19 protein-coding genes and 1 riboswitch are annotated in these 24426 nt (G+C 40.2%); of the genes, 7 read left to right on the top strand and 12 right to left on the bottom strand.

The window, feature by feature from the left end; translation table 11 throughout:
- Window positions 1-11: 11 nt before the first annotated feature.
- The 4 genes from pntB to H4J54_RS10610 all read left to right on the top strand — a co-directional run bounded on the left by pntB (window position 12) and on the right by H4J54_RS10610 (window position 5534).
- A complete protein-coding gene (gene pntB / locus H4J54_RS10595) occupies window positions 12-1415 on the top strand; it encodes a Re/Si-specific NAD(P)(+) transhydrogenase subunit beta (RefSeq protein ID WP_182190847.1) in 1404 nt (467 codons plus the stop codon).
- 524 nt (window positions 1416-1939) lie between these two features.
- Complete coding sequence (locus H4J54_RS10600) at window positions 1940-3376, top strand: alanine/glycine:cation symporter family protein (protein WP_310650168.1); 1437 nt, start codon at window positions 1940-1942, stop codon at window positions 3374-3376.
- Between the two features lie 127 nt (window positions 3377-3503).
- Window positions 3504-4853 carry a DEAD/DEAH box helicase gene (locus H4J54_RS10605; RefSeq protein ID WP_182190848.1) on the top strand — a complete coding sequence of 450 codons (1350 nt, stop codon included), beginning with the start codon at window positions 3504-3506 and terminating at the stop codon, window positions 4851-4853.
- Window positions 4854-4892: 39 nt separating this feature from the next.
- Window positions 4893-5534, top strand: coding sequence for a hypothetical protein (locus H4J54_RS10610; protein ID WP_182190849.1), 642 nt, complete (start codon window positions 4893-4895; stop codon window positions 5532-5534).
- Window positions 5535-5639: 105 nt separating this feature from the next.
- On the opposite strand, the gene H4J54_RS10615 is transcribed toward H4J54_RS10610, so the two are convergent.
- Window positions 5640-6536, bottom strand: a complete 897-nt coding sequence (locus H4J54_RS10615; RefSeq protein ID WP_182190850.1) for a GGDEF domain-containing protein — start codon at window positions 6534-6536, stop codon at window positions 5640-5642.
- Window positions 6537-6956: 420 nt separating this feature from the next.
- Between H4J54_RS10615 and H4J54_RS10620 the strand changes: the two genes are divergently transcribed.
- Window positions 6957-8924, top strand: a complete 1968-nt coding sequence (locus H4J54_RS10620; protein WP_182190851.1) for a monovalent cation:proton antiporter family protein — start codon at window positions 6957-6959, stop codon at window positions 8922-8924.
- Between the two features lie 67 nt (window positions 8925-8991).
- Here the strand turns inward: H4J54_RS10620 and H4J54_RS10625 are convergent, their stop codons facing one another.
- The 10 genes from H4J54_RS10625 to H4J54_RS10670 form a co-directional block, all read right to left on the bottom strand.
- On the bottom strand, window positions 8992-10143 hold the full coding sequence (locus H4J54_RS10625; protein ID WP_182190852.1) for a patatin-like phospholipase family protein: 1152 nt from the start codon (window positions 10141-10143) through the stop codon (window positions 8992-8994).
- A gap of 266 nt (window positions 10144-10409) precedes the next feature.
- The gene (locus H4J54_RS10630; protein WP_182190853.1) at window positions 10410-10769 is read right to left on the bottom strand and encodes a DUF3718 domain-containing protein; all 360 of its coding nucleotides are present in this window, start codon (window positions 10767-10769) and stop codon (window positions 10410-10412) included.
- Window positions 10770-10833: 64 nt separating this feature from the next.
- Window positions 10834-10926, bottom strand: a riboswitch (cyclic di-GMP riboswitch).
- 667 nt (window positions 10927-11593) lie between these two features.
- Entirely contained in the window at window positions 11594-12250 is a 657-nt protein-coding gene (locus tag H4J54_RS10635; protein ID WP_182190854.1) for a 3-oxoacid CoA-transferase subunit B, read from the bottom strand.
- A gap of 23 nt (window positions 12251-12273) precedes the next feature.
- A complete protein-coding gene (locus H4J54_RS10640) occupies window positions 12274-12981 on the bottom strand; it encodes a CoA transferase subunit A (RefSeq protein WP_182190855.1) in 708 nt (235 codons plus the stop codon).
- A gap of 98 nt (window positions 12982-13079) precedes the next feature.
- Entirely contained in the window at window positions 13080-13997 is a 918-nt protein-coding gene (locus H4J54_RS10645; RefSeq protein ID WP_310650166.1) for a hydroxymethylglutaryl-CoA lyase, read from the bottom strand.
- Window positions 13997-16006: an acetyl/propionyl/methylcrotonyl-CoA carboxylase subunit alpha gene (locus tag H4J54_RS10650; RefSeq protein WP_182190856.1), complete on the bottom strand. Its 2010-nt coding sequence runs from the start codon at window positions 16004-16006 to the stop codon at window positions 13997-13999. Before H4J54_RS10650 ends, H4J54_RS10645 begins: the two co-directional genes overlap by 1 nt.
- 5 nt (window positions 16007-16011) lie before the next feature.
- Window positions 16012-16860 carry an enoyl-CoA hydratase/isomerase family protein gene (locus H4J54_RS10655; RefSeq protein WP_182190857.1) on the bottom strand — a complete coding sequence of 283 codons (849 nt, stop codon included), beginning with the start codon at window positions 16858-16860 and terminating at the stop codon, window positions 16012-16014.
- 10 nt (window positions 16861-16870) lie between these two features.
- Window positions 16871-18478 carry a carboxyl transferase domain-containing protein gene (locus H4J54_RS10660; RefSeq protein WP_182190858.1) on the bottom strand — a complete coding sequence of 536 codons (1608 nt, stop codon included), beginning with the start codon at window positions 18476-18478 and terminating at the stop codon, window positions 16871-16873.
- 289 nt (window positions 18479-18767) lie between these two features.
- Window positions 18768-19937, bottom strand: coding sequence for an isovaleryl-CoA dehydrogenase (locus H4J54_RS10665; protein ID WP_182190859.1), 1170 nt, complete (start codon window positions 19935-19937; stop codon window positions 18768-18770).
- A gap of 118 nt (window positions 19938-20055) precedes the next feature.
- Window positions 20056-20448 carry a MerR family DNA-binding transcriptional regulator gene (locus H4J54_RS10670; RefSeq protein WP_182190860.1) on the bottom strand — a complete coding sequence of 131 codons (393 nt, stop codon included), beginning with the start codon at window positions 20446-20448 and terminating at the stop codon, window positions 20056-20058.
- A 382-nt stretch (window positions 20449-20830) separates the two neighbouring features.
- On the opposite strand from H4J54_RS10670, the gene H4J54_RS10675 reads away from it, so the two are divergent.
- Complete coding sequence (locus H4J54_RS10675; protein ID WP_182190861.1) at window positions 20831-22015, top strand: acetyl-CoA C-acyltransferase; 1185 nt, start codon at window positions 20831-20833, stop codon at window positions 22013-22015.
- 112 nt (window positions 22016-22127) lie between these two features.
- On the opposite strand, the gene H4J54_RS10680 is transcribed toward H4J54_RS10675, so the two are convergent.
- Complete coding sequence (locus H4J54_RS10680; protein ID WP_182190862.1) at window positions 22128-22610, bottom strand: Lrp/AsnC family transcriptional regulator; 483 nt, start codon at window positions 22608-22610, stop codon at window positions 22128-22130.
- Between the two features lie 360 nt (window positions 22611-22970).
- On the opposite strand from H4J54_RS10680, the gene H4J54_RS10685 reads away from it, so the two are divergent.
- A complete protein-coding gene (locus H4J54_RS10685) occupies window positions 22971-24035 on the top strand; it encodes a branched-chain amino acid aminotransferase (RefSeq protein WP_182190863.1) in 1065 nt (354 codons plus the stop codon).
- Window positions 24036-24426: the final 391 nt, after the last annotated feature.

A 24426-nucleotide genomic window follows, 5' to 3' on the forward strand; every position in this document is an offset into this window, starting at 1 on the left:
GGGACACTTTAATGGAATTTTCTCAAGGTTTAATCAGTGCAGCTTATATTATTGCTGCGTTATTGTTCATTTTTAGCTTGTCAGGACTCAGTAAACAACAAACGGCTGAAACAGGTAATTGGTATGGTATTGTCGGTATGGCCATCGCGCTTATTGCGACCATTGCCGATCCTCGTGTCGACAATGTTTGGATTATTTTAGTGACTATGGTGATCGGCGCTATTATTGGCCTGCGGTTAGCGAAAAAAGTTGAAATGACCCAAATGCCAGAGTTAGTGGCAATACTGCACAGCTTTGTTGGTTTAGCGGCGGTATTAGTTGGCTTTAATAGCTATTTTGAAATGGACCATTCGGTAATGGCTACCTTTAGTGACAGTCAGCAAATGGCGGTTAATATTCATTTAGTTGAGGTGTTTCTTGGGGTATTTATTGGCTCGGTCACCTTTACTGGTTCAATTGTCGCGTTTGCCAAGTTGCGAGGTATTATTAACTCGGCCGCACTCATGTTACCTCAGCGACATAAGTTAAATTTAGTAGCGGGTATCATAGCCATTATTTTGCTAGTGACTTTTGTTCAACAAGGTGGCGGTGATAACACATTATATCTGATGACCTTTATTGCCTTAGTTTTTGGTTGGCATTTAGTCGCCTCAATTGGTGGTGCAGATATGCCAGTGGTGGTGTCCATGCTCAATTCATACTCAGGTTGGGCAGCCGCAGCCGCAGGCTTTATGCTTAATAATGATTTGTTAATTGTTACCGGCGCATTAGTGGGGTCATCAGGGGCTATTCTTTCTTACATTATGTGTAAAGCCATGAATCGCTCTTTTATCAGTGTTATCGCTGGGGGTTTTGGTACCAATGTCGTTATAGACACAGAGACCGATTATGGCGACCACATTGAAATTAACGCAGAATCGGTAGCCGATATGTTGAACGGCGCAAAGTCGGTTATTATTACGCCAGGTTACGGTATGGCAGTAGCGCAAGCACAGTATCCGGTTTATGAAATGACTCAAGCTTTAAAAGCCAAAGGTATTGATGTGCGCTTTGCTATTCACCCGGTGGCAGGACGCTTACCTGGGCATATGAATGTGTTATTAGCCGAAGCTAAAGTGCCTTACGATATTGTGCTTAGCATGGATGAAATTAATGATGACTTTGCTAAAACTGATGTGGTTTTAGTCATAGGTGCAAACGATACGGTAAACCCAGCAGCGGCTGAAGATCCAACTAGCCCGATTGCGGGTATGCCGGTACTGGAAGTTTGGCACGCGAAAAATGTTATTGTCTTTAAGCGTTCAATGAACACAGGTTATGCTGGCGTACAAAATCCATTGTTTTTTAAAGACAACACTCAAATGTTGTTTGGCGATGCAAAAGACTCGGTTGAACAAATATTTAAGGCTTTGTAATTTGCTAGATTAAAGCGACGATAAACAAGTGATGTTAAAAATGCCGATAAGCGATTGTCGGCATTTTTTATGGATGCCACCCAGTCCAACAATATAAAACATTTTCAAAACTGACCTTAGCTACAAGGTTACTAGTCATAAACTATTTTTTACGATACGAGTGGCCATTACCATTGTTTTTAGTCGCTATGCTAGTGATAAAGTTAGATGTATCGTAGACAATTTTGTTAAACTACTGAAGATAAATGCCATTACTCAGCTCATTCTTAGTCAATCAAGCGCTTCAGTTGTCTTATCGATTAATGATTAGCCTGCGTTGATGCTTTGGTACTAAATTTTTAAGTGATAGCTAATAGTTACCTTATTAGCGTTATCGAATAACAAGGTTTTATCTAATAATAAAAAGCTTTTTCCAACAACAAACAATTAATAGCAAATTTAATATAGCTAAACATAAGCAGAGTGAATAGTTTTCGCCTATCCAATCTGCGCTATTGCTAACCATAGAACCTTCGGAGAATAATGTGGTAGAACCAAGTGTAATTGCACCCAGTGTCATTGAATTATGGGTAGGCACTATTAACGGCTATTTATGGGGCAGTATTTTAATTTATCTGCTGAGTGCTTGCGGGATCTGGTTTACTTTTCGTTTGAAAGGGCTACAAATTACGCGATTTTTTCACATGTTTACTATTTTAAAAACCAGTCGTAAAAGCTCTAGCCAAGGTATTTCTTCTTTTCAAGCGCTGTGCACATCGTTGGCGGCGCGGGTGGGTACGGGCAACTTAATGGGCGTAGCTGTGGCGATTTCACTGGGTGGTGCCGGTGCTGTTTTTTGGATGTGGTTGATTGCTTTAGTCGGCATGGCAACGGCATTCGCTGAAAGTGCTTTAGGGCAGCTCTATAAAGAACGCGACAGCTTGGGTAATTTTCGTGGTGGCCCCGCGTATTATATGAGTAAAGGTTTAAAGAATAAAAAATTAGCTATTACCTTTTCACTTTGTTTATTTTTTGGTTATGGCTTTGTCTTTAGTGCTGTGCAGGCGAATTCTATTACCAGTGCATTTAATGGCTCGTACGGCTTTAACCCACTTTACACAGGTATCGTTATTACTATTGCCGCGGGTTTTATTATTTTTGGCGGACTAAAAAATATAGCTCGTTTTGCTGAGCTCACGGTGCCTTTTATGGGCTTACTTTATATACTGGTTTGCTTTAGTGTTATTGGCTTGAATATTGAAAAAGTGCCGATGATTATTAGTGATATTTTCGCTTCAGCCTTAGGTTTAAAAGAAGCCGGTAGTGGTCTGGTGGGGGCGGCGATAGTGCAAGGGGTTAAACGTGGTTTGTATTCTAATGAAGCCGGTATGGGTAGCGCGCCCAATGCTGCCGCTGCTGCAGAGCCTTTTCCTCCGCATCCTGTTTCACAAGGTTATATTCAAATGTTGGCCGTGTTTTTTGACACGATTGTCATATGTTCATGTACGGCAATTTTGATCTTACTTTTTAAAGATACGGGCAGCCAAGCGCAAGGCATTCAATTAACGCAACAAGCCCTTAGCCATCAAGTAGGAGCCTGGGGGAGCGACTTTATTACTATCGCCATATTGCTGTTTGCCTTTACCTCGATAGTGGCAAATTTCGCCTATGCCGATAATAATTTAAAGTATTTAAATATGGATAATTTCCTCGGAAGATGGTTTTTACGTATTGGTTTTCTGTTGATGTTGGTCTTTGGCTCTGTAGCTACCTTACCTGAAGTGATCGCTTTAGCCGACTTGTCGACAGGATTAATGACCATTTTTAATGTTACGGCGTTATTTATGCTTTCTAAAGTGGTGGTGCAAATAACTAAAGATTATCACCGCCAACAAGATAAGGGCCTATTACCGACTTACCAGCCTGATGAAGAGGAGCAACAACGCTTTAATTTAACCAAAGGCATTTGGAATAAAAAGTAGCTGATAAAATTGGTATTGATTTAATACAAGCAAGTGCTAATAAAGCTGCTATACTGCGCGACTTAATATTTTGGCGTACTGCTTTAAGGCAGGTGCGTTTTTACGATAATACAGAAATGGTGATGTGATGAGTGTGGATGCAATAGGTTTATCGGCTAATTTACTAAAAGCGGTAAAAGCATGCGGTTATAAAAATTTAACGCCGATTCAACAACAAGCTATTCCTGTTATTCGTACCGGTGTTGATGTTTTAGCCAGTGCTCAAACAGGGACCGGAAAAACAGCGGCTTTTACTTTGCCTATTCTTGATAGTTTAGCGAAAAAAGTGAAGCCTAATCTTGATGGATTTGACACCACAACGACTGTTAAGGCACTAATTTTAACGCCAACACGTGAATTAGCGGCACAAATTTCAAAAAATGTAAAAACCTATGGTGAGTTTTTACCCTTGCGTTCGGGTGTCGTTTTTGGCGGTGTTAATATGCCACCACAAACTAAAATGCTTAAAACTGGTGTCGATGTATTAGTGGCAACACCAGGACGTTTAATTGAACATCTTGAACAGCGCAACTTAGATTTGTCTCAAGTGCAGTTTCTTGTGCTTGATGAAGCAGACCGTATGCTTGATATGGGTTTTTATAACGACATAGAACGTATTGTGGCAATGATCAAGGCAAAACATCAAACCTTGATGTTTTCTGCGACATTTTCAAATAAAGTTAAAACGCTAGCAAAGAAAATTCTGAAAACACCAAGAACCATTGAAGTAGCACGTCAAAACTCTACCTCAGGTAAAGTAAAGCAATCGGTTTATTGGGTTTCTGAAACCCGTAAAGCTGAGCTATTGTCGGAGCTTATTGGGGTTAATAATTGGCAGCAAGTATTAGTTTTTGCTGGTACTAAAGAAAGTGCCAATATTTTAGCGAATGAGCTAAAACTTGACGGTATAAAAACCGCTTTATGTCATGGTGATAAAACTCAAGGTGCGCGTAATAAAGCACTAGAGCAATTTGTTGATGGCAGTGTTCGAGTTTTAGTCGCTACTGATGTTGCTGCGCGTGGTCTTGATATTGCTAATTTACCTTATGTGGTTAACTATCATTTACCTTTCTTGCCTGAAGATTATGTACATCGTATTGGTCGCACAGGCCGAGCAGGTAAATCAGGTACGGCTATATCATTAGTTAGTCCTAAAGATGAGCAGTTCCTTGATAATATTGAAGCCTTAATTGAGCGTAAATTTGAGCGTATTGTCGTACCGGGTTATGAATTAGACCGACCTTTACCTGCACATTATGACGCTAAAGAAGATGCGCCATTAAAGAAAAGCCGTTATAAAGCCACACAAGATAAGAATCAATTACTGGCGCGTAAAAAGGCTGAAGCCACACCAGCAGCTAAGCGCAGAGCAAAAGAGAAAACTAAAACTCAAAAAAATGCTCCAGTAAGTAAAACTGCAAATAAAAGACGGAAATAGTCCTTTTAAGTGCTTTGATAATAACGCGGGTTAGTATTTATGCAGTTTGATAACACTTATATCGACGTACCCTTTAACTATCGACATCACTGCTGGTTTTGTGCTGAACCAGCAGGGCATTCTTTCACTTTCCCCCATTCAGAGCATTTAGTTTTTGACTGCTCGCATGAGCCATTGACCTTACCTAGTTGTGCAGAATGCGCGCGTGCGGCCAACCAAGCCGAAGTGCGCAGCATTTGGCAAGTTGAAAAAAGTGTCAAAGTCTATTTAATCCAAAAGTACCGTAAAGACCTAGCTATTGGCCTTAATTGGACACAAGACGAATTAGCGAATGCTGGCTTTGAAGAGGGCAGTTTTTCTGGCTTTCAAAAAAGTGCTTGGTTTATGTATGAAGTTGCAAGAGACCGAGTGAATTTTCATGGCTGGCCGTTAGTGCTTAATGGCATTGAAATGGTTAACGAAGAGGTAGAGCAAGCGTTTTGCTTTGATGGGGTGAGTTATCCCAGTATCGATCAGGCGATGGAACATTATAGTGTTAATTTTGCACTTGATTTGGCGTTCTTACGCCGAGTAATGGCAAAAGTTGGCCCAAAAAGTTTTGCCAAAGCGGTCAGGTTTTGCCGCTTATATGTGGGTGCAACACCTCATGAAAAGTCACTTGCGTTACGCGAATTTAATTAATAGTTTTATTACTACTATTATTACTCAGGTAGTACTGAGTTTATAGTGAGTATCAGTTAAACCCTCAACCTTTCCACTTTAAGCTGAGCGAATAAAGTACTTAGATTAGCCTTTGGAAGCGAAACTAAACTTTTGTGGCATATTCATTTTTTGTGAATATAGATCCTTATCTGCACGTTGAAAAAAGCTTGTCACGTCGTCAGATCTGTTCATAAAAGTTAAACCTAAGCTACTGGTAACATTATACTTTGTTAAGAATTTATCTTGTGACATAGCGTGGTAAATTCTCTGCTCGATGACGGTTAATGATGGTCTCGTAGCATCAGTGACGATAATCGCGAATTCATCTCCACCAAAACGGAAAACATAGTCAGTATCTCGAACACTTTGTCGTAATGCCTTGGCAAAATGTATTAAGACGTTATCGCCTATAGCGTGACCAAATGAGTCGTTAACGGCTTTAAACTTGTTTAAATCACAAAAAATTAAGCCGACACTAGCCTGTCTACGATTTGCTTGAGCCATAGAGCGTTTAATTTGTTCGTCAAAACTACGTCGGTTGCCTAATAGGGTTAAGCTATCTTGCATTGCTAATTGCATTGCTTGGTGATATTTCACCGCATTATTTAAAGGGTTAATCAGTAATTGATGCAGTTCGGTCAAGACTTTATCATCACTAATACTTATTGGCGTGTTGACAGCATAGGTAATTATGCCCAAAAACTGATCATTAATTTTTAATTCAAATTGACGTTCTGCTTTAGCTTGGCGGCTGCCTCTGGCGGTAGCACTCACATCGACATGTTTAAAGTAAATCCCAGTAAAATCAAGATACTTTGCCACTTCAATTGCGAAAATGTTGATAAGGTTTTTTACATCTAAGGTCGTTTGCAATTGCTCAAGTAAGGCTAAATTACGTTGGGCTTGCTGTTCATTATGTTGAAATAATGTGAAGGCATTAAATTTGGAGTTAGGGTAGTTAACAACATTGACTGTCCGCATAAATTGTCCTGATAATTTTGACGTTATTGTTTTTAGTTAATTTAAGCAAAAATCGTGCCTACGGCTTTAGTTGGCATGTTTTATTAAGTATTTAGTGAGAATCGTCAATTTACGCTGTTTATAGCCATATCTAGCTAAAGTGATTTTAAAAGCGGAGGAAAGTAAGACGCTAGGTTAAGTGACCGTTTTTAAGCGTTTTTTTCTAAAAAGATGAGAAATACTTTAGACAAAACAGCCTCTACAAGGCTACACTTAACAGACAAATATTGTGTAAACGCTTTCAATTTGTTGGATTACGCGTTTCATAGTAGCCTCATTTGAAGGCGCTGGTGAATAAGTGGCTATTAATAAGCAGTTCAACCAGGGCTATTCTGCAACTATTATGCAATTTTCATTTTTATCACCTTCGAAGGAATACATGTGACAGGTCACCTTGAATTACTCGCTATATTGTCCAGTGCCGTGTTAATTGTTTGGCTTTTTCGACGCTTGCAATTGCCAGCGATTTTGGCGTATTTAGTGGCAGGTGTGTTGGTGGGTGACCATGGCTTAGCTATCGCTCAAGAGCATGTTAATTATGAACATTTTGCTGAACTAGGTATTGTATTTCTACTTTTCACCCTTGGGCTTGAATTTTCATTACCTAAATTAGTTTCTATGCGGCATCTGGTGGTTACTGTGGGTAGCTTACAAGTGATTATTTCACTTGTGTTATTTATGTTGGTGGCGATGTTTTTAGGGCAAAGCTTAGATGCGGCAATCACCATTGGCGGTATATTAGCACTTTCTTCTACCGCTATTGTTATTCGCCAGTTAAGTGAAAGCGGTGGCATGAAGAAAAAGTCAGGGCAATTATCTGTGGCAGTGCTGCTGTTTCAAGATGTTGCCGTGGTGCCATTGTTAATTATTATCCCTTTATTAGCCCAAGGCGGCGATTCTTCTTTTATTATGGCGTTATTATTTGCACTAGTTAAAGGAGTATTTGTTGTTTCACTCTTATTATTCGCTGGTAAATGGTTATTACCTAGATTATTCAATTTAGTTGCTCAAGTTAGAACCGATGAATTATTCGTATTAACCACATTACTCGTGACCTTAGTGGCATCAGCATTAACACAGTGGTTTGGCCTTTCGATGGCGTTAGGAGCATTTTTAGCGGGTATGATGTTAGGAGAGAGCCAATATAAACATCAGCTTGAAGCTGACATTAGACCCTATCGTGATATTTTACTGGGTTTGTTTTTTGTCACTGTTGGCATGAAGCTCAATATTAATGTTGTTTTTTCCTCTCCTTTGATCATTATTTCGCTGTTAGTCTGTTTTATGGCGATTAAAGTTCTGGTGATTGTTTTACTAGCAAAACGTGCTGGAGAGTCCTCTAAAGATGCTTGGGCCGCTGGTATTATGTTGGCGCAAATGGGTGAGTTTGGTTTTGTTTTAATTGCCTTAGCTAGCCAAGTTGAAGTGTTACCTGAAACCACAGCATCTATCTTACTGGGTACGGGGGTGCTAAGTATGGCAATAACGCCTTATATGATCAGTCATGCGCGCGGCTGGGCACTTTGGTTGAGCCGTGATAAACCACTGGACAGCCAAGCGTTAGAAGAATTACCTCAAAGTACCACACTCAGTGATCATGTTATTATTTGCGGCTTTGGCCGTATTGGACAAACCGTTAGCCGCTTCTTAAAACAAGAGTCGATCGACTTTGTCGCTATTGATATTGACCCCTTACGGACAAGCAAAGCAAGAGAAGCGGGCGAAAACGTGCTTTTTGGCTCTTCTAGGCAGGCTGAATTGTTGCATGCTGCACAGTTATCAAAAGCTAAGTTGGTTGTTATCGCCTTTGGTGAAGATAAACAATCACTTGATGTTATTCAAAAAGTACGTTCTTTATCGCCTAACGTGCCTATTTTAGTGCGTACCCGCAACGACGATCAGTTAGACGAATTACATGCGGCGGGTGCAAATGAAGTGGTTCCAGAGAGCCTAGAAGGCAGTTTAATGCTAGTGTCTCAAGTTTTGTCATTATCAGGCGTGCCTTTTTCTAGAATTGTTCGCCGTGTGCAAAAAGAGCGTAAGAACCACTACAATCATTTACATGGTTTCTTTCAAGGCGAACATACTGATATGAGCCCTGATAGTATTGACCGTATTGAATTTGCGCATGCGATTATATTAGCAGATGATTCTTTTGCTAATGGCCATTCAATTGGTTCATTAAAACTAGATGAGCGCCGTGTTATTGTTGTCGCATTACGTCGCAATAACATTGAAAGCGAAGAGCCTGACGTTGACACGATATTACAATCACAAGATACCTTAATTGTACGTGGCAAACCCAGACGGGTAGAGCGAGCTGAACGTTTTGTCCAAGAAGGGCATTAGCTTATTTGACGGTAGGAATGAGTTGTTAAACCAACAAGCTTGTTCAAGGCTTTTTAATTAACATGGCTTAGATATTAAGAAATTGGCGAATTTTAGTTTCTTGCTCAAGCGCGTCATTAAAGCCGAGGTTTATTAACTCCTTACAATAGTTTTTTTCAAACAATAAGTAGCTAACTAAGCTAGATTCCGCGTCATTGTGAATCCCCATGCTGCGTAATAATAGTCGAATCGACAACGGCAGTTTATCGTAATATTTCACCGCAATACGGTTAAAGTCATGACTAGGGTTGAGCAGATAGGATTCAATATTTTTTAAACCGGTAATGTTTTTTTTCTTTGCATCTGGAATTAGCGATAAGGTGTTGTTAACCCTCACCATGCGTTCAATATCACTTTGCAGGGTATCTGAGAAAACAGAATCAAGTAAGTGACTTGCGATTGCCGCTGTTGTTGGTGGATGTGGGTTATTTTCAACCGCATGAAGCGGTTCTTTTGGTTGCTCGACACCAACAATAAATATTTTTTCTGCTCCTAAGTGGATGGCAGGACTTAACGGAGACAATTGGTGAACTGAACCATCGCCTAAATGATGGCGTTGTATTCTTTCAGACGGAAAAACTAATGGAATGGCCGCTGAGGCCATTAAATGTTGGCTGTTTAATTGCGTAGGCTCGCCCCGTCGCTTTGATCTAAACCAAGGCGAAATAGACGCTTCTGATTGAAAAAAACTAATCGAGTCACCGCTGGAATAACTTGATGCTGTAACCGATACTGCGGAGAGATAACCGCGTCTAATATTGGTATCTATTCGGCTAAAATCTACTACAGTTTCAAGCAGTTGCCTAAGTGGTGCGTTGTTTAATAAGCTTCGGGCACTTTTATTGGCATAATCTGCCTGAAAGTTACCTAAAACACCACCGATTAAGTGACTAAACACACGTAGGGGATCCGTATGATAAATTCTTTCAGGATCGAGGTTTTTCCAGACCCACTCCAACTTTTTGACCGCCAATTGAAAACAGGAGGCATAACAAGCTAATGCGGTTGAGTTGATAGCACCTGCTGATGTACCACAGATAATTGGAAAAGGCACACCATGATTGCGTGGCATAAATTTAGCTATCGCAGACAAAACACCAACTTGATAGGCGGCGCGTGCTCCTCCACCGGTTAATACTAAAGCGTTATTACTCTTGATGTAGCTACGTTTATTCGTCATTAATTAAACCGATGTTATTAAAGTCGAGCGTGATTTTAATCAGTTTTCTATAGGGTGGCTAGTTGAAATTAATAATATTTTCTTGCCAGTACAGGTTAATAGAAAAAAGCTAGCAAATGCTAGCCTTTTAATGACACAAGAATTATTGACTAGTAAAACATTGAACTTATAGCCATTGAACTTGCAGTAATTGAAATAAAAAATTTCTCATGTACTTAATTCAATGGTTATCAGTTTGAGTTAAACGTCTACAGGAAAATAAACCACTAACCACCAACCCGTTCGTTTGCAGCGTCGATTAATGGTTGCGATCCATGTTGAATAAGGGGTAGATTTTCAGAAACAACGTCCCTTGGTAATTTACTAATCATCAAAGAGCCTGTTTCAACTGAACCCTTGGTAGCAGAAAATTCTAACAAGTTTTGACCGTTACACTTAATATCTGAAAAGATATCGCGAATTCTTAATCTATGCGCTTTTAAGAATGAACGCATACGCCTTTTGTCGTCTGCAGCAACATACTCACATATACTTCTTGCAATATCAGCGGCTTGCGCTTTCGGCGCTGATACAATAGATGTCATTGTTAAAGCAGTAATGGCAGTAACGAGTAATAATTTTTTCATTTTAATAACCTTTTACAATACAAATAGAGTTAATAAAAGAAAAACCACAGGATGTACCTAATAACACGGTGACTCCGCTGTCGTAGATAAAGAGAGTATTATCCTTAGACCGGTGGTTTTGCGTAACACGTTTTCGCGTATTTTGCCTTTTCTTTGTTAGTGCAATTATCACTAAAGTCGTAGTTAATTGCAACCCAAGGGTTACAGCTTATGGGTATTTAACACCTAGTCGATTTAATTTTTTAAACATGGCGACGTTAAAAGCTTTACCTATAACATTATTGATTTTGAAGCGATTTTGAAACGATTTTGAAGCGATTTTTATAGAAATGTAGGGCATTAGGTTAAAGGCTACAGCCGTTATCTACAATAGCTATTGTGTGCAGCTTGTCTGTTGATACTTAGGGTCAGTTTGGCCGTATGAAGCTGTGTGACTAAACCTGGTGAGTTTTGTGCAGAGGGAGCAAGTTAGAGGTATGGCCGTAATAACAATCTCACTAATTTTCTGATTATTTACCCAGTTAAAACAACCTTCTACTGCGTTATTTACTTAATAATTAGAGCGACTAGTTATTAAATAAATGTTTTGTATTTTTCTGCTTGTTCTTCATATAGAGAAGAACAGTTAATTGATGCAATGGATGAAGCGCTATTTTGGCTTACATAGTGATAAATAATTAAATATTAATATTTTTCATATATCAACATAAGCGATGACTATGAGGGGGACTTCGGCGAATTATAACTCTAAATCGAATACAAAAAAGGGGCAGCAGCCCCTTAGTATATATATTGTCATTCATTATCAACTGCTGGTTATCGCTTTAAAATTGCATCTCAGGCACGTCGCCTTCAACAACAAGTTCACCTTCAGTTAATGATATTATTTCTGCGACTGACACGCCAGGTGCACGCTCTAATAAGTAAAATTTACCATTTTTTATTTCAATAAAAGCCAGATCAGTTAACACCCTTTTAATGCAGCCTTTACCGGTTAACGGCAGCGTACAATTACTTAACAACTTAGAGACACCATGTTTAGAGGCATGGGTCATGGTCACAATAATATTGTCTGCACCGGCGACTAAATCCATCGCACCGCCCATACCTTTAATTAACTTACCAGGAATCATGTAAGAGGCAATATTACCATTTACATCAACCTCAAAGGCGCCTAAAACCGTTAAGTCAACGTGACCGCCTCTGATCATGGCAAATGATTCTGCTGAATCAAAAATTGATGCGCCTTTTGCCATCGTCACTGTTTGTTTACCCGCATTGATCAGATCGGCGTCAATTTCTGCTTCGGTGGGAAATTGTCCCATGCCTAGTAAGCCGTTTTCAGACTGCAGCATGACTTCGATCCCTTCGGGAATATAGTTTGCCACTAAGGTTGGAATACCTATACCTAAGTTAACGTAGTAACCGTCTTGTAATTCTTGTGCTACCCGCTGTGCTAGTTGTTCTCTTGTTAAAGCCATAAATTACTCCTTACTAACACTGATTATTCTGAGTCGCTACGAACAGTGCGCTGTTCAATGCGTTTTTCGAATGTACCTAAGATTAAGCGATTAACATAAATGCCCGGCGTATGAATGTGATCAGGGTCTAATTCGCCTGGCTCCACAATCTCTTCTACTTCTACTACGGTTATTTTACCTGCGGTTGCTGCCATAGGATTGAAGTTACGCGCGGTTTTTCTAAACACTAAGTTGCCATAACGATCGGCTTTCCACGCTTTTACAATAGCAAAATCGCCTTTAATTGCTGGTTCTAAAATGTAATGCTGACCGTCAAATTCACGTTCTTCTTTGCCTTCAGCTACGGGTGTGCCATAGCCTGTCGCCGTAAAGAAAGCTGGAATACCAGCACCGCCAGCACGCATTTTTTCTGCTAAGGTGCCTTGTGGTGTCAATTCAACTTCGAGCTCACCGCTCATCATCTGACGTTCGAACTCAGCATTTTCACCAACGTAAGAGGCGATAATTTTTTTGATTTGACGGTCAGGCAGTAAAATGCCGAGACCAAAATCATCTACACCGCAGTTATTTGAAACTAGGGTTAAGCCTTTAGTGCCTTTACGCTGAATTTCGCGTATTAAATTTTCAGGAATACCACATAAACCAAAACCACCAGCAATTACAGTCATATTGTCTTCAAGACCGGCCATTGCTTCTTCATAGCTTGACACTACTTTGTCAAATCCTGCCATTATTTGCTCCTCAATATTAATGTTTAATTTATATTTTATTCGCTGATGTAGGTAATGCTCACAATCAACGCCAGTTAATTTATAGTTTTTATTTTAGATTATTTTGCACGATAGGCTATCGAGACTTTTGATAAAGGCGCCTTGCCTAATTTATCGCTAATAAACCATCCTGCAGCCAGTAATTTGTCAAAATCAATATTAGTTTTTATACCTAAGCCATTGAGCATATACAACACGTCTTCAGTGGCGACATTACCTGATGCACCCTTAGCATATGGGCAACCACCAAGACCTGCAATAGCACTATCGACTACCTTTACGCCCATAGCAAGCGCCGCGTAAATGTTGGTCAAAGCCTGTCCATAGGTATCATGAAAGTGCACAGCCAACTTATCAATAGGGACTTTAGCACTAACAGCCTGTAACATTTTTTGGACACTGGCTGGCGTACCAACACCAATGGTGTCGCCAAGTGATATTTCGTAACAGCCCATTTTATATAACTTTTCTGCAACTTCTGCTACTTTTTCTGCTGCAATATCACCATCGTAAGGACAGCCAACTACACAAGAAACATAGCCACGCACGCGAATGTTGGCGGCTTTTGCCGCTTGCATAATGGATTCAAAACGTTGCAAACTTTCATCAATCGAGCAATTAATATTTTTCTGACTAAAGGCTTCTGATGCCGCGCCAAAAATAGCGACCTCATTGGCATTCACCGCCATAGCCGCTTCAAAGCCTTTCATATTTGGCGTTAATGCGGCGTATGTAACACCGTTTTTGCGCTTAATACCTTTGAAAACATCACTAGAAGTAGCCATTTGTGGCACCCATTTAGGCGAGACAAAACTGCCACTTTCAATGTAGCAGACACCAGCGTTAGCGAGTTGCTCAATTAACGCTATTTTATCCTCAGCGCTAATTTGCATTTTTTCATTTTGCAGGCCGTCACGAGGACCCACTTCAACTATTTTTACCGAAGTCGGTAGTACCGGCATAGATATATCAGCCATTATAGGTCCTCTGTAAAGGCGATTAATTCAGCACCACCGTCAACCATATCACCCTCGTGATAATAAATAGCGTCAACAACACCATTACTTTGCGCGCGAATAGTGTGCTCCATTTTCATCGCTTCCATAATCATCAAGGGTTGATCCGCAATCACGCTGTCGCCAGCTTTTACTAATACTGATACCATAGTGCCATTCATGGGCGCAACTAAGCCACCATGGTTATCGTCACCACTATTATCACCACAGTCGGGTAGAATATGGGTGAAGTTAAACACGCCATTTTGATGAAAAAGGCTAATTTGGTTACCATTTTGTGCAATCGTTGCATGACTACGGTAGCCATCAATACTGGTGTACAAAATATCGTTTTCAATACGACCTTGACAATCAACCGTTTGGCCATCAACTGAGATCAGATAATAACTACTACTAGCTTGACGCTTTTGCTCGACTATAATTGGGTATTCTGTGCCATTATGAGCCAATACCATGTGATGAATATTCGCTTCATTTAAGCGCCAAGCATTAGTCATATTCCAAGGTGAGAATGGGTCGTTGGTTTTTGCGGCCTTTGTGTGTGCTTGCTGTGCTTGTGACAACACTAAATAAAGCGCCGCCATCGGCAGTTCGCCCGCAAGTGCTTGCTCGTTGTCATGAAATATTATGGCTTGGTTTTTTTCAATAAAACTGGTGTCGATATCCGCGTTAACAAATGGTGCACAAGTGGCTAAATTATAAAGAAAATCGATATTGGTTGTCACACCACTAATACGATACTCCGACAAGGCTTTCGCTAGACGTTGTAAGGCTTTTTCGCGGCTTTCATCCCAAACAATTAATTTTGCAATCATAGGATCGTAAAACACGCTCACTTCATCACCTTGGCGTACACCGGTATCAACACGAACAAATTCACTTTCAACGGGGGGTTGTAAAAAGTCTAACTTGCCAGTGGCAGGTAAAAAGTCATTGTTGGCATCTTCAGCGTAAATACGGGCTTCAAATGCATGGCCGTTAATTTTTAGTTCGTGTTGAGCTTTAGGTAATACTTCACCTGCCGCAACACGCAATTGCCATTCTACCAGATCTTGACCGGTAATTAATTCAGTCACTGGGTGCTCTACTTGTAAACGAGTATTCATTTCCATAAAGTAAAATGAACCATCAACATCAAGTAAAAATTCAACCGTACCTGCACCTTGATAACCAATAGCTTGTGCAGATTTTATAGCTGACTCACCCATTTGGCTACGCAGCTCTTCGCTCATACTAAAGGCTGGCGCTTCTTCAATCACTTTTTGATGACGACGCTGTACTGAACAGTCGCGCTCAAAAAGATAAACCGCGTTTTGGTGATTATCACAAAACACTTGAATTTCAACATGGCGAGGTTGAGTTAAGTACTTTTCAACCAACATTCTATCATCACCAAAAGATGACTTTGCTTCGCGTTTAGCGGCGGCAAATCCTTCAGCAAATTCATTTTCATGCCAAACTTGGCGCATACCTTTACCACCGCCGCCAGCGGTAGCTTTGAGTAATACCGGATAGCCCATATCATCAGCGGCTTTTTTGATCACAGCCTCCGATTGGTCATCACCATGATAACCGGGTACTAAAGGCACTTGGGCCTTTTCCATAATATTTTTAGCGGCAGACTTTGAGCCCATAGCTTCAATAGCAGCAACCGGTGGGCCAATAAAAGTAATACCTTCTTTGCTACACATGCGACAAAATTCAGCATTTTCAGAAAGAAAACCGTAACCTGGATGAATAGCTTGTGCGCCGGTACGTTTCGCGGCTTCAATCACTTTCTCTGATAATAAGTAACTTTCGCGTGAAGGTGAGCCACCAATATGAATCGCTTCATCAGCCATATTGACGTGCAGTGAATCAGCATCAGCATCAGAATAAACAGCGACAGTTAATATACCCATTTTTCGTGCGGTTTTAATAACACGACAGGCGATTTCACCACGGTTGGCAATTAGTATTTTAGTAAACATAAATTTTATCCTTCGCCTTTATTTGTTGATGTTTTTGACTCGGCTTGCCAAGCAGGTTGGCGCTTTTCAAAAAATGCCGTTAGGCCTTCTTGACCTTCTGCGGAAACACGAATGGCTGCAATACGTTCACTGGTATTTTTAATCAAGGTGTCGTTAATATCTTGATAAGCGACATCCAACGCTAGCAGCTTTGCTTGTCGCACGGCTAATGGCCCATTGGCTAATAGTGTGTTTACCATTTTAGTAACCGCGCTATCTAATGCGGTTAACGGGTATATTTCATCGACTAAACCAAGTTGCTGTGCTTTATCAGCAAAAAATCGCTCAGCAGTTTGAAAATAACGCCGGCTAGATTTTTGGCCGATTGCGTTAACCACATAAGGGCTAATGGTGGCAGGAATTAAGCCTAATTTTACTTCACTTAAACAAAAGCTGGCTTTGTCGCTGGCAAGGACAATATCGCAACAACTTGCTAGCCCAACAGCACCGCCAAAGGCAGCACCTTGCACTTTAGCAATGGTAGGCTGTGGTAAGAAGTTAAGATTTTTCAACATTTGGGCAAGGGCGTTAGCGTCCGATAAATTCTCTTCATAAGAGTAAGATGCCATGCGTTGCATCCAAGCTAAATCAGCGCCGGCAGAAAAACTTTTACCGGTTGACGCTAACACCATGACATTAATATCATGGCATTGTGCTATGGCCTGAAATAGCTGATTTAGTGCAAAAATAATACTGTCATCAAAGGCATTATGCTTATCAGGATTATTTAAGGTAACCGTTGCTACGCCGCGGCTGTCAACATTGAACAAGACTTGTTCACTAGGACTTTTTATTTGGCTATATGAAAACATCATCAATTCACCCCTACATTCTAAAGAGACCAAACTTGGTCTCTTTTATAGGTTTATTGAGTGATGCTGAAATGGCCAAACCAAGGACTTGACGTGTATCGGCAGGATCAATCACGCCATCGTCCCATAAACGCGCAGAGGCATAATATGGATGGCCTTGGCGTTCGTAGTCATCAATAATCGGTTGCTTGAAGTTTGCTTCTTCTTCTGCGCTCCATTGCTCACCAAGTTTGTCTTTTTGATCGCGCTTAACTTGTGCTAATACGCCTGCAGCTTGCTCGCCACCCATCACTGAAATACGCGAATTTGGCCACATAAATAGAAAACGTGGATCGTAAGCGCGGCCACACATGCCATAGTTACCCGCACCAAAACTACCACCAATTAAAATAGTAAATTTAGGCACTTGTGCAGTTGCAACCGCGGTGACCATTTTCGCGCCATGTTTTGCGATACCGCCAGCTTCATATTGCTGGCCGACCATGAAACCGGTAATATTTTGTAAAAATACCAAGGGAATTTTTCGTTGTGCACACAGCTCAATAAAGTGAGCACCTTTTTGTGCCGATTCGCCAAACAAAATGCCGTTATTGGCGATAATGCCGACTTGGTAACCATAAATACGGGCAAAGCCACAAACTAAGGTGGTGCCATAAAGTGCTTTAAATTCATCAAATTCACTGCCGTCAACCACACGGGCGATAATTTCACGCACATCATAAGGCTGACGAGAATCTTTGGGTACAATGCCATAAATTTCTTCTGTGGCATAAGCGGGTTCAACAACTTCTTTAATGGCCATTTGTACCGGTTTAACCCGATTTAAATTACCAATAGCGCTGCGAGCAATTTCTAAAGCATGGTGATCATTTTGCGCATAGTGGTCAGCAACACCTGAGGTACGACAATGCACATCAGCGCCCCCCAAATCTTCTGCACTGACGACTTCACCGGTTGCCGCTTTAACTAATGGCGGGCCTGCAAGAAAGATAGTGCCTTGTTCTTTTACGATAATAGATTCATCAGCCATAGCAGGAACATAAGCACCACCTGCGGTACATGAACCCATCACTACCGCAATTTGTGGAATGCTTTGCGCTGACATATTGGCTTGGTTGAAAAAAATACGGCCAAAATGTTCTTTATCGGGGAAAACGTCATCTTGATTAGGTAAGTTTGCACCACCTGAATCGACTAAATAGATACAAGGTAAGTTGTTTTCTTGTGCGATAGCTTGTGCACGTAAATGCTTTTTCACCGTTAACGGGAAGTAAGTACCACCCTTTACGGTCGCGTCATTGGCAACAATAAGACATTCTTGACCGCCAACGCGGCCAATACCTGTGATGATACCTGCAGCGGGAACGTTATCGTCATAAACTTCAAAGGCGGCTAATTGTGATAATTCAAGAAATGCAGAGCCCGGGTCGAGTAGGGCATAAACTCGATCTCTAGGTAATAATTTACCACGAGACAAATGACGTTCTCGACTTCGTTCACCACCACCCAGTTTTATTTCTTCTAACTTAACTTTTAAATCATCGACTTGTAGTTGCATATGGGCAGCATTTTCGATGAAGTCAGGGCTGCGGGGATTAATTTTTGATATTATCTTAGCCACGGTATAACCTTCTGTTTTGTTAATCTGTTGCTTTGTCAGCGCCTATTGATATTGTTTTCGACTCACTAATACTCAAGGTGACAATTAATAAATCATGTAACAATTAATAAGTCATGTAATGAGTATTCAATTGCGACAGTCACTGACATGTTTTATAGCTTTTTTATCATTGAGCTAAGCTCGATGCCAATAGCGCGAGTTCAATAAAAAAAGACCTAACATATTTTATATGCTGATATTTTTATGAAAAAATCGTGTTATTGGCAAGGAGAAAGCCAAAATTAGTTGGTTAAACTGATTCGTTAAATAATTCTCGGCCGATTAGCATACGGCGGATTTCTGACGTGCCAGCACCAATTTCATATAACTTAGCATCACGTAACAAACGCCCAGCAGGGAATTCATTAATGTAACCGTTACCGCCAAGTAATTGAATGGCGTCTAAAGCCATTTTTGTTGCCAGTTCTGCTGAATATAAAATAACACCCGCGGCATCTTTACGGGTTGTTTCACCGCGATCGGCTGCCATTGCACATAAATAAGCATAAGATTTAGCCGCATTCATTTGGGTGTACATGTCGGCAATTTTGCCTTGAATTAATTGAAACTCACCAATGGCTTGACCAAATTGCTTTCTGTCATGAATGTAAGGCACAACTAAGTCCATACAAGCGTCCATAATACCTAGCGGGCCGCCAGTTAATACGATGCGTTCATAATCTAAGCCTGACATTAATACCCGAACACCTTTACCTTCGCCGCCTAAAATGTTTTCAGCCGGCACTTCACAATCTTGGAAAACTAATTCACAAGTGTTAGAGCCACGCATACCTAATTTATCGAGTTTTTGATGACGTGAAAAACCTGGATAGTCACGTTCAACGATAAAGGCAGTAATACCTTTGGAGCCGGCACTGGTATCAGTTTTTGCATAGATAATAAAAACATTGGCATCAGGACCGTTAGTAATCCACATTTTGTTGCCATTAAGAATGTATTTATCGCCTTGTTTCTTAGCGGTAAGTTTCATACTGACCACATCAGAACCGGCGTTTGGCTCTGACATGGCTAGAGCCCCAATATGTTCACCGCTGCACAGTTTAGGTAAATATTTTTCTTTTTGTTCATGGCTACCATTTTTATTTAATTGGTTTAAACAAAGGTTAGACATGGCGCCATAACTTAGGCCTACAGAGGCAGAAGCACGAGAGATTTCTTGCATAGCCACCATGTGTGCTAAGTAACCTAAACCAGAACCACCGTATTGCTCATCTACTGTCATGCCTAACAAACCTAGATCACCAAATTTGCGCCATAAGTCCATGGGGAATTCGTTATCTATATCGATCTGTGCCGCACGAGGGGCAATTTCATCACGAGAAAAAGCGTTCACCGTGGTGCGGATCATGTCAACAGTTTCACCTAGGTTAAAATTCATTGATGAGAAAGTAGAAATCATAGTAGTACCCTTAATAATGGTTTTTCGTGTTAACACTTTTATTATCACGTTAAATTTTATTTTATTTGTCACGCGACTTAGCGCTTTTATCTATTGCTGCTTATTGACTGACTAACGGTTATTTTTCGATAAGCGCCAAGGTATTTTGGCAATTTTTTTCTAAACCCGTTAATTCAATCAACACCGCTTTAATATCTTCTAATTGCTGATTTAACTCGTTCTTTTTGTTGGAAATTAATTCCATGATTTGTATTAATTGCGTTGCACTTGAGGTGTCAGCATCGTAAAGTTCAAACAAGCGACCCGTTTCCGCTAATGAAAAACCTAAGCGTTTACCACGTAGAATTAACCTTAGTCTAACTCTATCTCTTTGGTTATATATTCTTGTTTGTCCTTTGCGATTTGGCAGTATCAGGCCTTGGTCTTCGTAAAAACGAATACTGCGGGTGGTAATATCAAATTCTCTTGCTAACTCGCCGATAGAGAAGGTGATTGGGTTCTTATCGCTCATTATGGTTACTCATTCTTGTTGCTCTAAGTTAACGCGCTTTTTATTTATGGGATACTTTACAATAAGTTTACGTTAACGTAAAGTGCGAGTGTGAAGTTAGATAAATGAAGTGCTTTTATATGATAGACAATAGCCGTGCGCGGTTTAAGTCAATGGTGTTATTTAAAGCATGATTGAGCGCATGATTTTGCTTTAAATAACGATGGCAAATGTTGTAAATATTAGCGTTATTATCTTAAAAATGTATCAATTTTACGTTTGTGTAAACTAAACTTACGTTAACCTAATTTGTAATTTTTATCGATTATTGAAAAATTATCTAACCAACAAATGTCGAACAAATGTCGAACAAATGTTAAACAACACTTTATTGGAGAACCCTATGTCTACTCAAGATCCAATCGTTATCGTTGCTGCAAAACGTACCCCTATGGGTGGTTTTATGGGCGGTTTATCAGCAGTTAGTGCTACCACTTTAGGTGCAACTGCCATTCGTGGTGCTATGGCGGCCGCTAATCTATCTAATGATCAAGTTGATGAAGTGATCATGGGTTGTGTATTACCTGCGGGCTTAAAACAAGCACCTGCAAGACAAGCTGCTTTAGAAGCTGATTTAGCTTTATCAACAGCCTGTACCACGATTAATAAAGTTTGTGGCTCAGGTATGAAAGCGGCCATGCAAGCACATGATGCCCTATTAGCTGGCTCTATTGATGTTGCGGTTGCTGGTGGCATGGAAAGCATGACAAACGCACCACATTTATTACCTAAAGGCAGAACTGGGATTAAAATGGGTCAAGGCCTAGTACTTGATCACATGATGACCGACGGTTTAGAAAATGCCTACGACGGTATTGCCATGGGTTGTTTCGCACAAGCAACGGCCGATGAATCTGCCTTTACTCGTGAAGATATGGATGATTATGCTATTCGTTCATTAGCACGTGCTAATGCTGCAATTGCTGACGGTGCATTTGTTAATGAAATATCGCCAGTGACGATTAAATCTCGCCGCGGTGATTCAGTATTTGATATTGATGAACAACCAGGTAATGCTCGCCCAGATAAAATTCCTAGTTTACGTCCCGCCTTTAAAAAAGACGGTACCATTACTGCTGCTAACTCAAGCTCTATTTCTGATGGCGCGGCGGCATTAGTTATGATGAAGTTATCAGTAGCACAAAAACGTGGCTTAACGCCTTTGTGTAAAATTGTTGCTCACGCGACGAATGCACAAAAGCCAGCAGAATTTACCGTTGCGCCAGTCGGTGCGATGCAAAAAGTGTTGGCTAAAGCTAACTGGACAGCAACAGATGTTGACTTGTTTGAAATCAACGAAGCCTTTGCCATGGTGACTATGCTAGGCATTAAAGCCCTAGACTTAGATGTTGAAAAAGTTAATGTTAACGGCGGTGCTTGTGCATTAGGCCACCCGTTAGGCGCTAGTGGCGCACGTATTATGGTGACGTTAATCCATGCATTGAAAAACAGAGGCTTAAGTAAAGGTATTGCTTCGTTATGTATTGGTGGCGGTGAAGCAACTGCGATTGCTATTGAAATGATGTAACCATTACGTTATTTGAAAGCCCACTTATTTGTGGGCTTTTTTGATCTTAATGTTATTTACCATTGCAGCTTTCTATTTAGCTATATTGGCTGAAGTATTAAGAGTTTACCTATTAAACAATACTTAAATGCTTTAACGGTAACTCGGTTTTATAGCAAATTTGTTTGAGTGAAAAGCTGCTTTTGATTAGGCTAATGCCTTCCATATCAGTGATTTTATCTAAAAATATTTGATAACTAATGAGGTCAGGTACAGCCACTCGAATAAGGTAATCAAAATCGCCTGCCATTAGATAACACTCCATTACCTCAGAAAATTGGCTTATGTTATTTTCAAAATTCTCCAAGTTTTTCTTTTCTTGCCTGTTTAATGTTATTTGAATAAACACATTAACGGGTAAGCCAACCGCTTTTGGATCTAATAAGGTCACTCTACCACGAAAAAAACCTGCATTTTCTAATAACTTTACACGCCTAGAACAAGGAGAGGGTGAGAGAGAGATTTTGTCAGCTAATTCTAAATTTGAAATGCCAGCATCAAGTTGTAATGCCATTAATATCTCGATGTCAATTTTGTCTAGCGTGAAATTAAGCATAAAGTGTTACAGCCTTTGTTTTTAATTAATTATAAAATATTAGAGATAATAATCAACTTAGTTGTAATTGTTAGTGTTTAAAGCTAATAATTGGTTATTTAAAGTGTTATTTTGGCATGACTACTTAGTGATTGTCATGCTATATTTTGTCTATAACTTAACCGCGTCAGTATCATTGCTACCTTTCTATATCTAACTTTCTTAATGCTATATAGAGAACAAGCGTGTTAAAATTGCGTGACTGAACTAACACTGCAGGTACATCGCTGATAAAAATGATGGTAAATCAAGCTAAAGCTTTGTTTGTCTAATAGCAGCTGATTTTTGAAAAATTAAATAAATAGGTATTAAAGGAAGAAAATGACTATAAAAATTAACCCTCTCGAGCCCGAAAAGCGTCAATCTTGTCCTGAAGAATTCAGCTTTGGTGTAACATTTTCTGACCATATGTTCACCCAAGAATTTGACGAAGATAAGGGGTGGCATGATGCACTAATCAGTCCTTATCATTCCTTATTACTTGCACCGTCAGCCGCTGTTTTTCACTACAGTCAGGAAATATTTGAAGGGCTCAAAGCGTATCGGAAACCAAATGGCGGTATTAACTTATTTCGCCCTCAAGAAAATGTTAAACGTTTTAATCGCTCAGCCAAGCGTATGGTTATGCCCGAAGTTGAAGAAGATTTTCATCTAGAAGCGATTAAATCATTAGTTGAGCTTGATCAAAATTGGGTGCCTGAAAATGAAGGCTCTTCTTTATATATCCGTCCAACTATGATTGCGACTAGCCCTAAACTTGGCCTGGGTGCGAGTTCGAGTTATACCCATTTTATTATTGCTGGTCCCGCAGGTTCTTACTTCAAAGAAGGGTTAAGTCCGATTTCTGTTTATGTGGCTGACGAGTTTCGTCGCGCCGTTAAAGGCGGTGTCGGTGAAGCTAAAACCGGTGGTAATTATGCTGCAAGCCTTTATGCCTCTGAAGACGTTATTAAGTTGGGTTACTCACAAGTTTTATGGCTAGACGCTATTGAAGGTCGTTTTATAGAAGAAGTGGGTGCTATGAATATATGTTTTGTTTATGAAGGCAAACATATCTATACACCTTCACTTAGCGGCAGTATTTTACCTGGAATTACGCGTGATTCAATTTTAAAATTGGCACCCACACTCGGCTACGAAATATCTGAGCAGCGTTTAGATATTGAACAAATATTAGCGGATATTGACAGTGGAAAAATAACCGAAGTTTTTGGTTGTGGTACCGCGGCGGTTATAGCGCCTGTTGGGAAACTTAGTTTTAAAAATAATGAATACGTTATTAATAAAAATCAAGCGGGGGAAGTTGCTAAGCGTTTATATGATGAATTAACCGGCATTCAATATGGCACCCGTGAAGATAAATTTGGTTGGATAGAATCAATTTAATTAAAAATATCACTCGATAGTTTGTTTATCTTCAATCGTTAGGTACTGAGGTACTGAGGTACTGAGTTATTGGTTCTGGTCAAACGGCATAAGTCACATTTATTGTGGACTGTTCAACTCAATTTCAGAGCAGTCGCCGTTTGATGTATGTAAGCTGATCTGATGGTAATATCTGATATCAGCTTCAACATCTCCTTTCATGCCATGGCGTGTTAAATGAGAAAGTTTTAATAGCCATTCATTTTTCAAGCCAAGCTACCGAAGAACCGCTCAACTACAGCGTTATCCCAGCACGCCTCACGGCCACTCATCGAGGCAGTCATATGGTTATTCTTTAGCTGCGATTGAAAACGATGACTCGTATATTGTGAGTTTATATCATTATGAAATA

This window comes from Colwellia sp. MB3u-8 (genome assembly GCF_014076985.1).
Classification (GTDB): Bacteria; Pseudomonadota; Gammaproteobacteria; order Enterobacterales; family Alteromonadaceae; genus Cognaticolwellia.

Bases quoted from the DNA above. Each gene is read 5' to 3' on its own strand.
- H4J54_RS10650 (WP_182190856.1), bottom strand. From the start codon at position 16,006: ATGTTTACTAAAATACTAATTGCCAACCGTGGTGAAATCGCCTGTCGT.
- H4J54_RS10665 (WP_182190859.1), bottom strand. From the start codon at position 19,937: ATGATTTCTACTTTCTCATCAATGAATTTTAACCTAGGTGAAACTGTT.
- H4J54_RS10680 (WP_182190862.1), bottom strand. From the start codon at position 22,610: ATGCTTAATTTCACGCTAGACAAAATTGACATCGAGATATTAATGGCA.
- H4J54_RS10685 (WP_182190863.1), top strand. From the start codon at position 22,971: ATGACTATAAAAATTAACCCTCTCGAGCCCGAAAAGCGTCAATCTTGT.
- H4J54_RS10675 (WP_182190861.1), top strand. From the start codon at position 20,831: ATGTCTACTCAAGATCCAATCGTTATCGTTGCTGCAAAACGTACCCCT.
- H4J54_RS10640 (WP_182190855.1), bottom strand. From the start codon at position 12,981: ATGGCAGGATTTGACAAAGTAGTGTCAAGCTATGAAGAAGCAATGGCC.
- H4J54_RS10670 (WP_182190860.1), bottom strand. From the start codon at position 20,448: ATGAGCGATAAGAACCCAATCACCTTCTCTATCGGCGAGTTAGCAAGA.
- H4J54_RS10610 (WP_182190849.1), top strand. From the start codon at position 4,893: ATGCAGTTTGATAACACTTATATCGACGTACCCTTTAACTATCGACAT.
- H4J54_RS10645 (WP_310650166.1), bottom strand. From the start codon at position 13,997: ATGGCTGATATATCTATGCCGGTACTACCGACTTCGGTAAAAATAGTT.
- H4J54_RS10630 (WP_182190853.1), bottom strand. From the start codon at position 10,769: ATGAAAAAATTATTACTCGTTACTGCCATTACTGCTTTAACAATGACA.
- H4J54_RS10605 (WP_182190848.1), top strand. From the start codon at position 3,504: ATGAGTGTGGATGCAATAGGTTTATCGGCTAATTTACTAAAAGCGGTA.
- H4J54_RS10635 (WP_182190854.1), bottom strand. From the start codon at position 12,250: ATGGCTTTAACAAGAGAACAACTAGCACAGCGGGTAGCACAAGAATTA.
- H4J54_RS10655 (WP_182190857.1), bottom strand. From the start codon at position 16,860: ATGATGTTTTCATATAGCCAAATAAAAAGTCCTAGTGAACAAGTCTTG.
- H4J54_RS10625 (WP_182190852.1), bottom strand. From the start codon at position 10,143: ATGACGAATAAACGTAGCTACATCAAGAGTAATAACGCTTTAGTATTA.
- pntB (WP_182190847.1), top strand. From the start codon at position 12: ATGGAATTTTCTCAAGGTTTAATCAGTGCAGCTTATATTATTGCTGCG.
- H4J54_RS10615 (WP_182190850.1), bottom strand. From the start codon at position 6,536: ATGCGGACAGTCAATGTTGTTAACTACCCTAACTCCAAATTTAATGCC.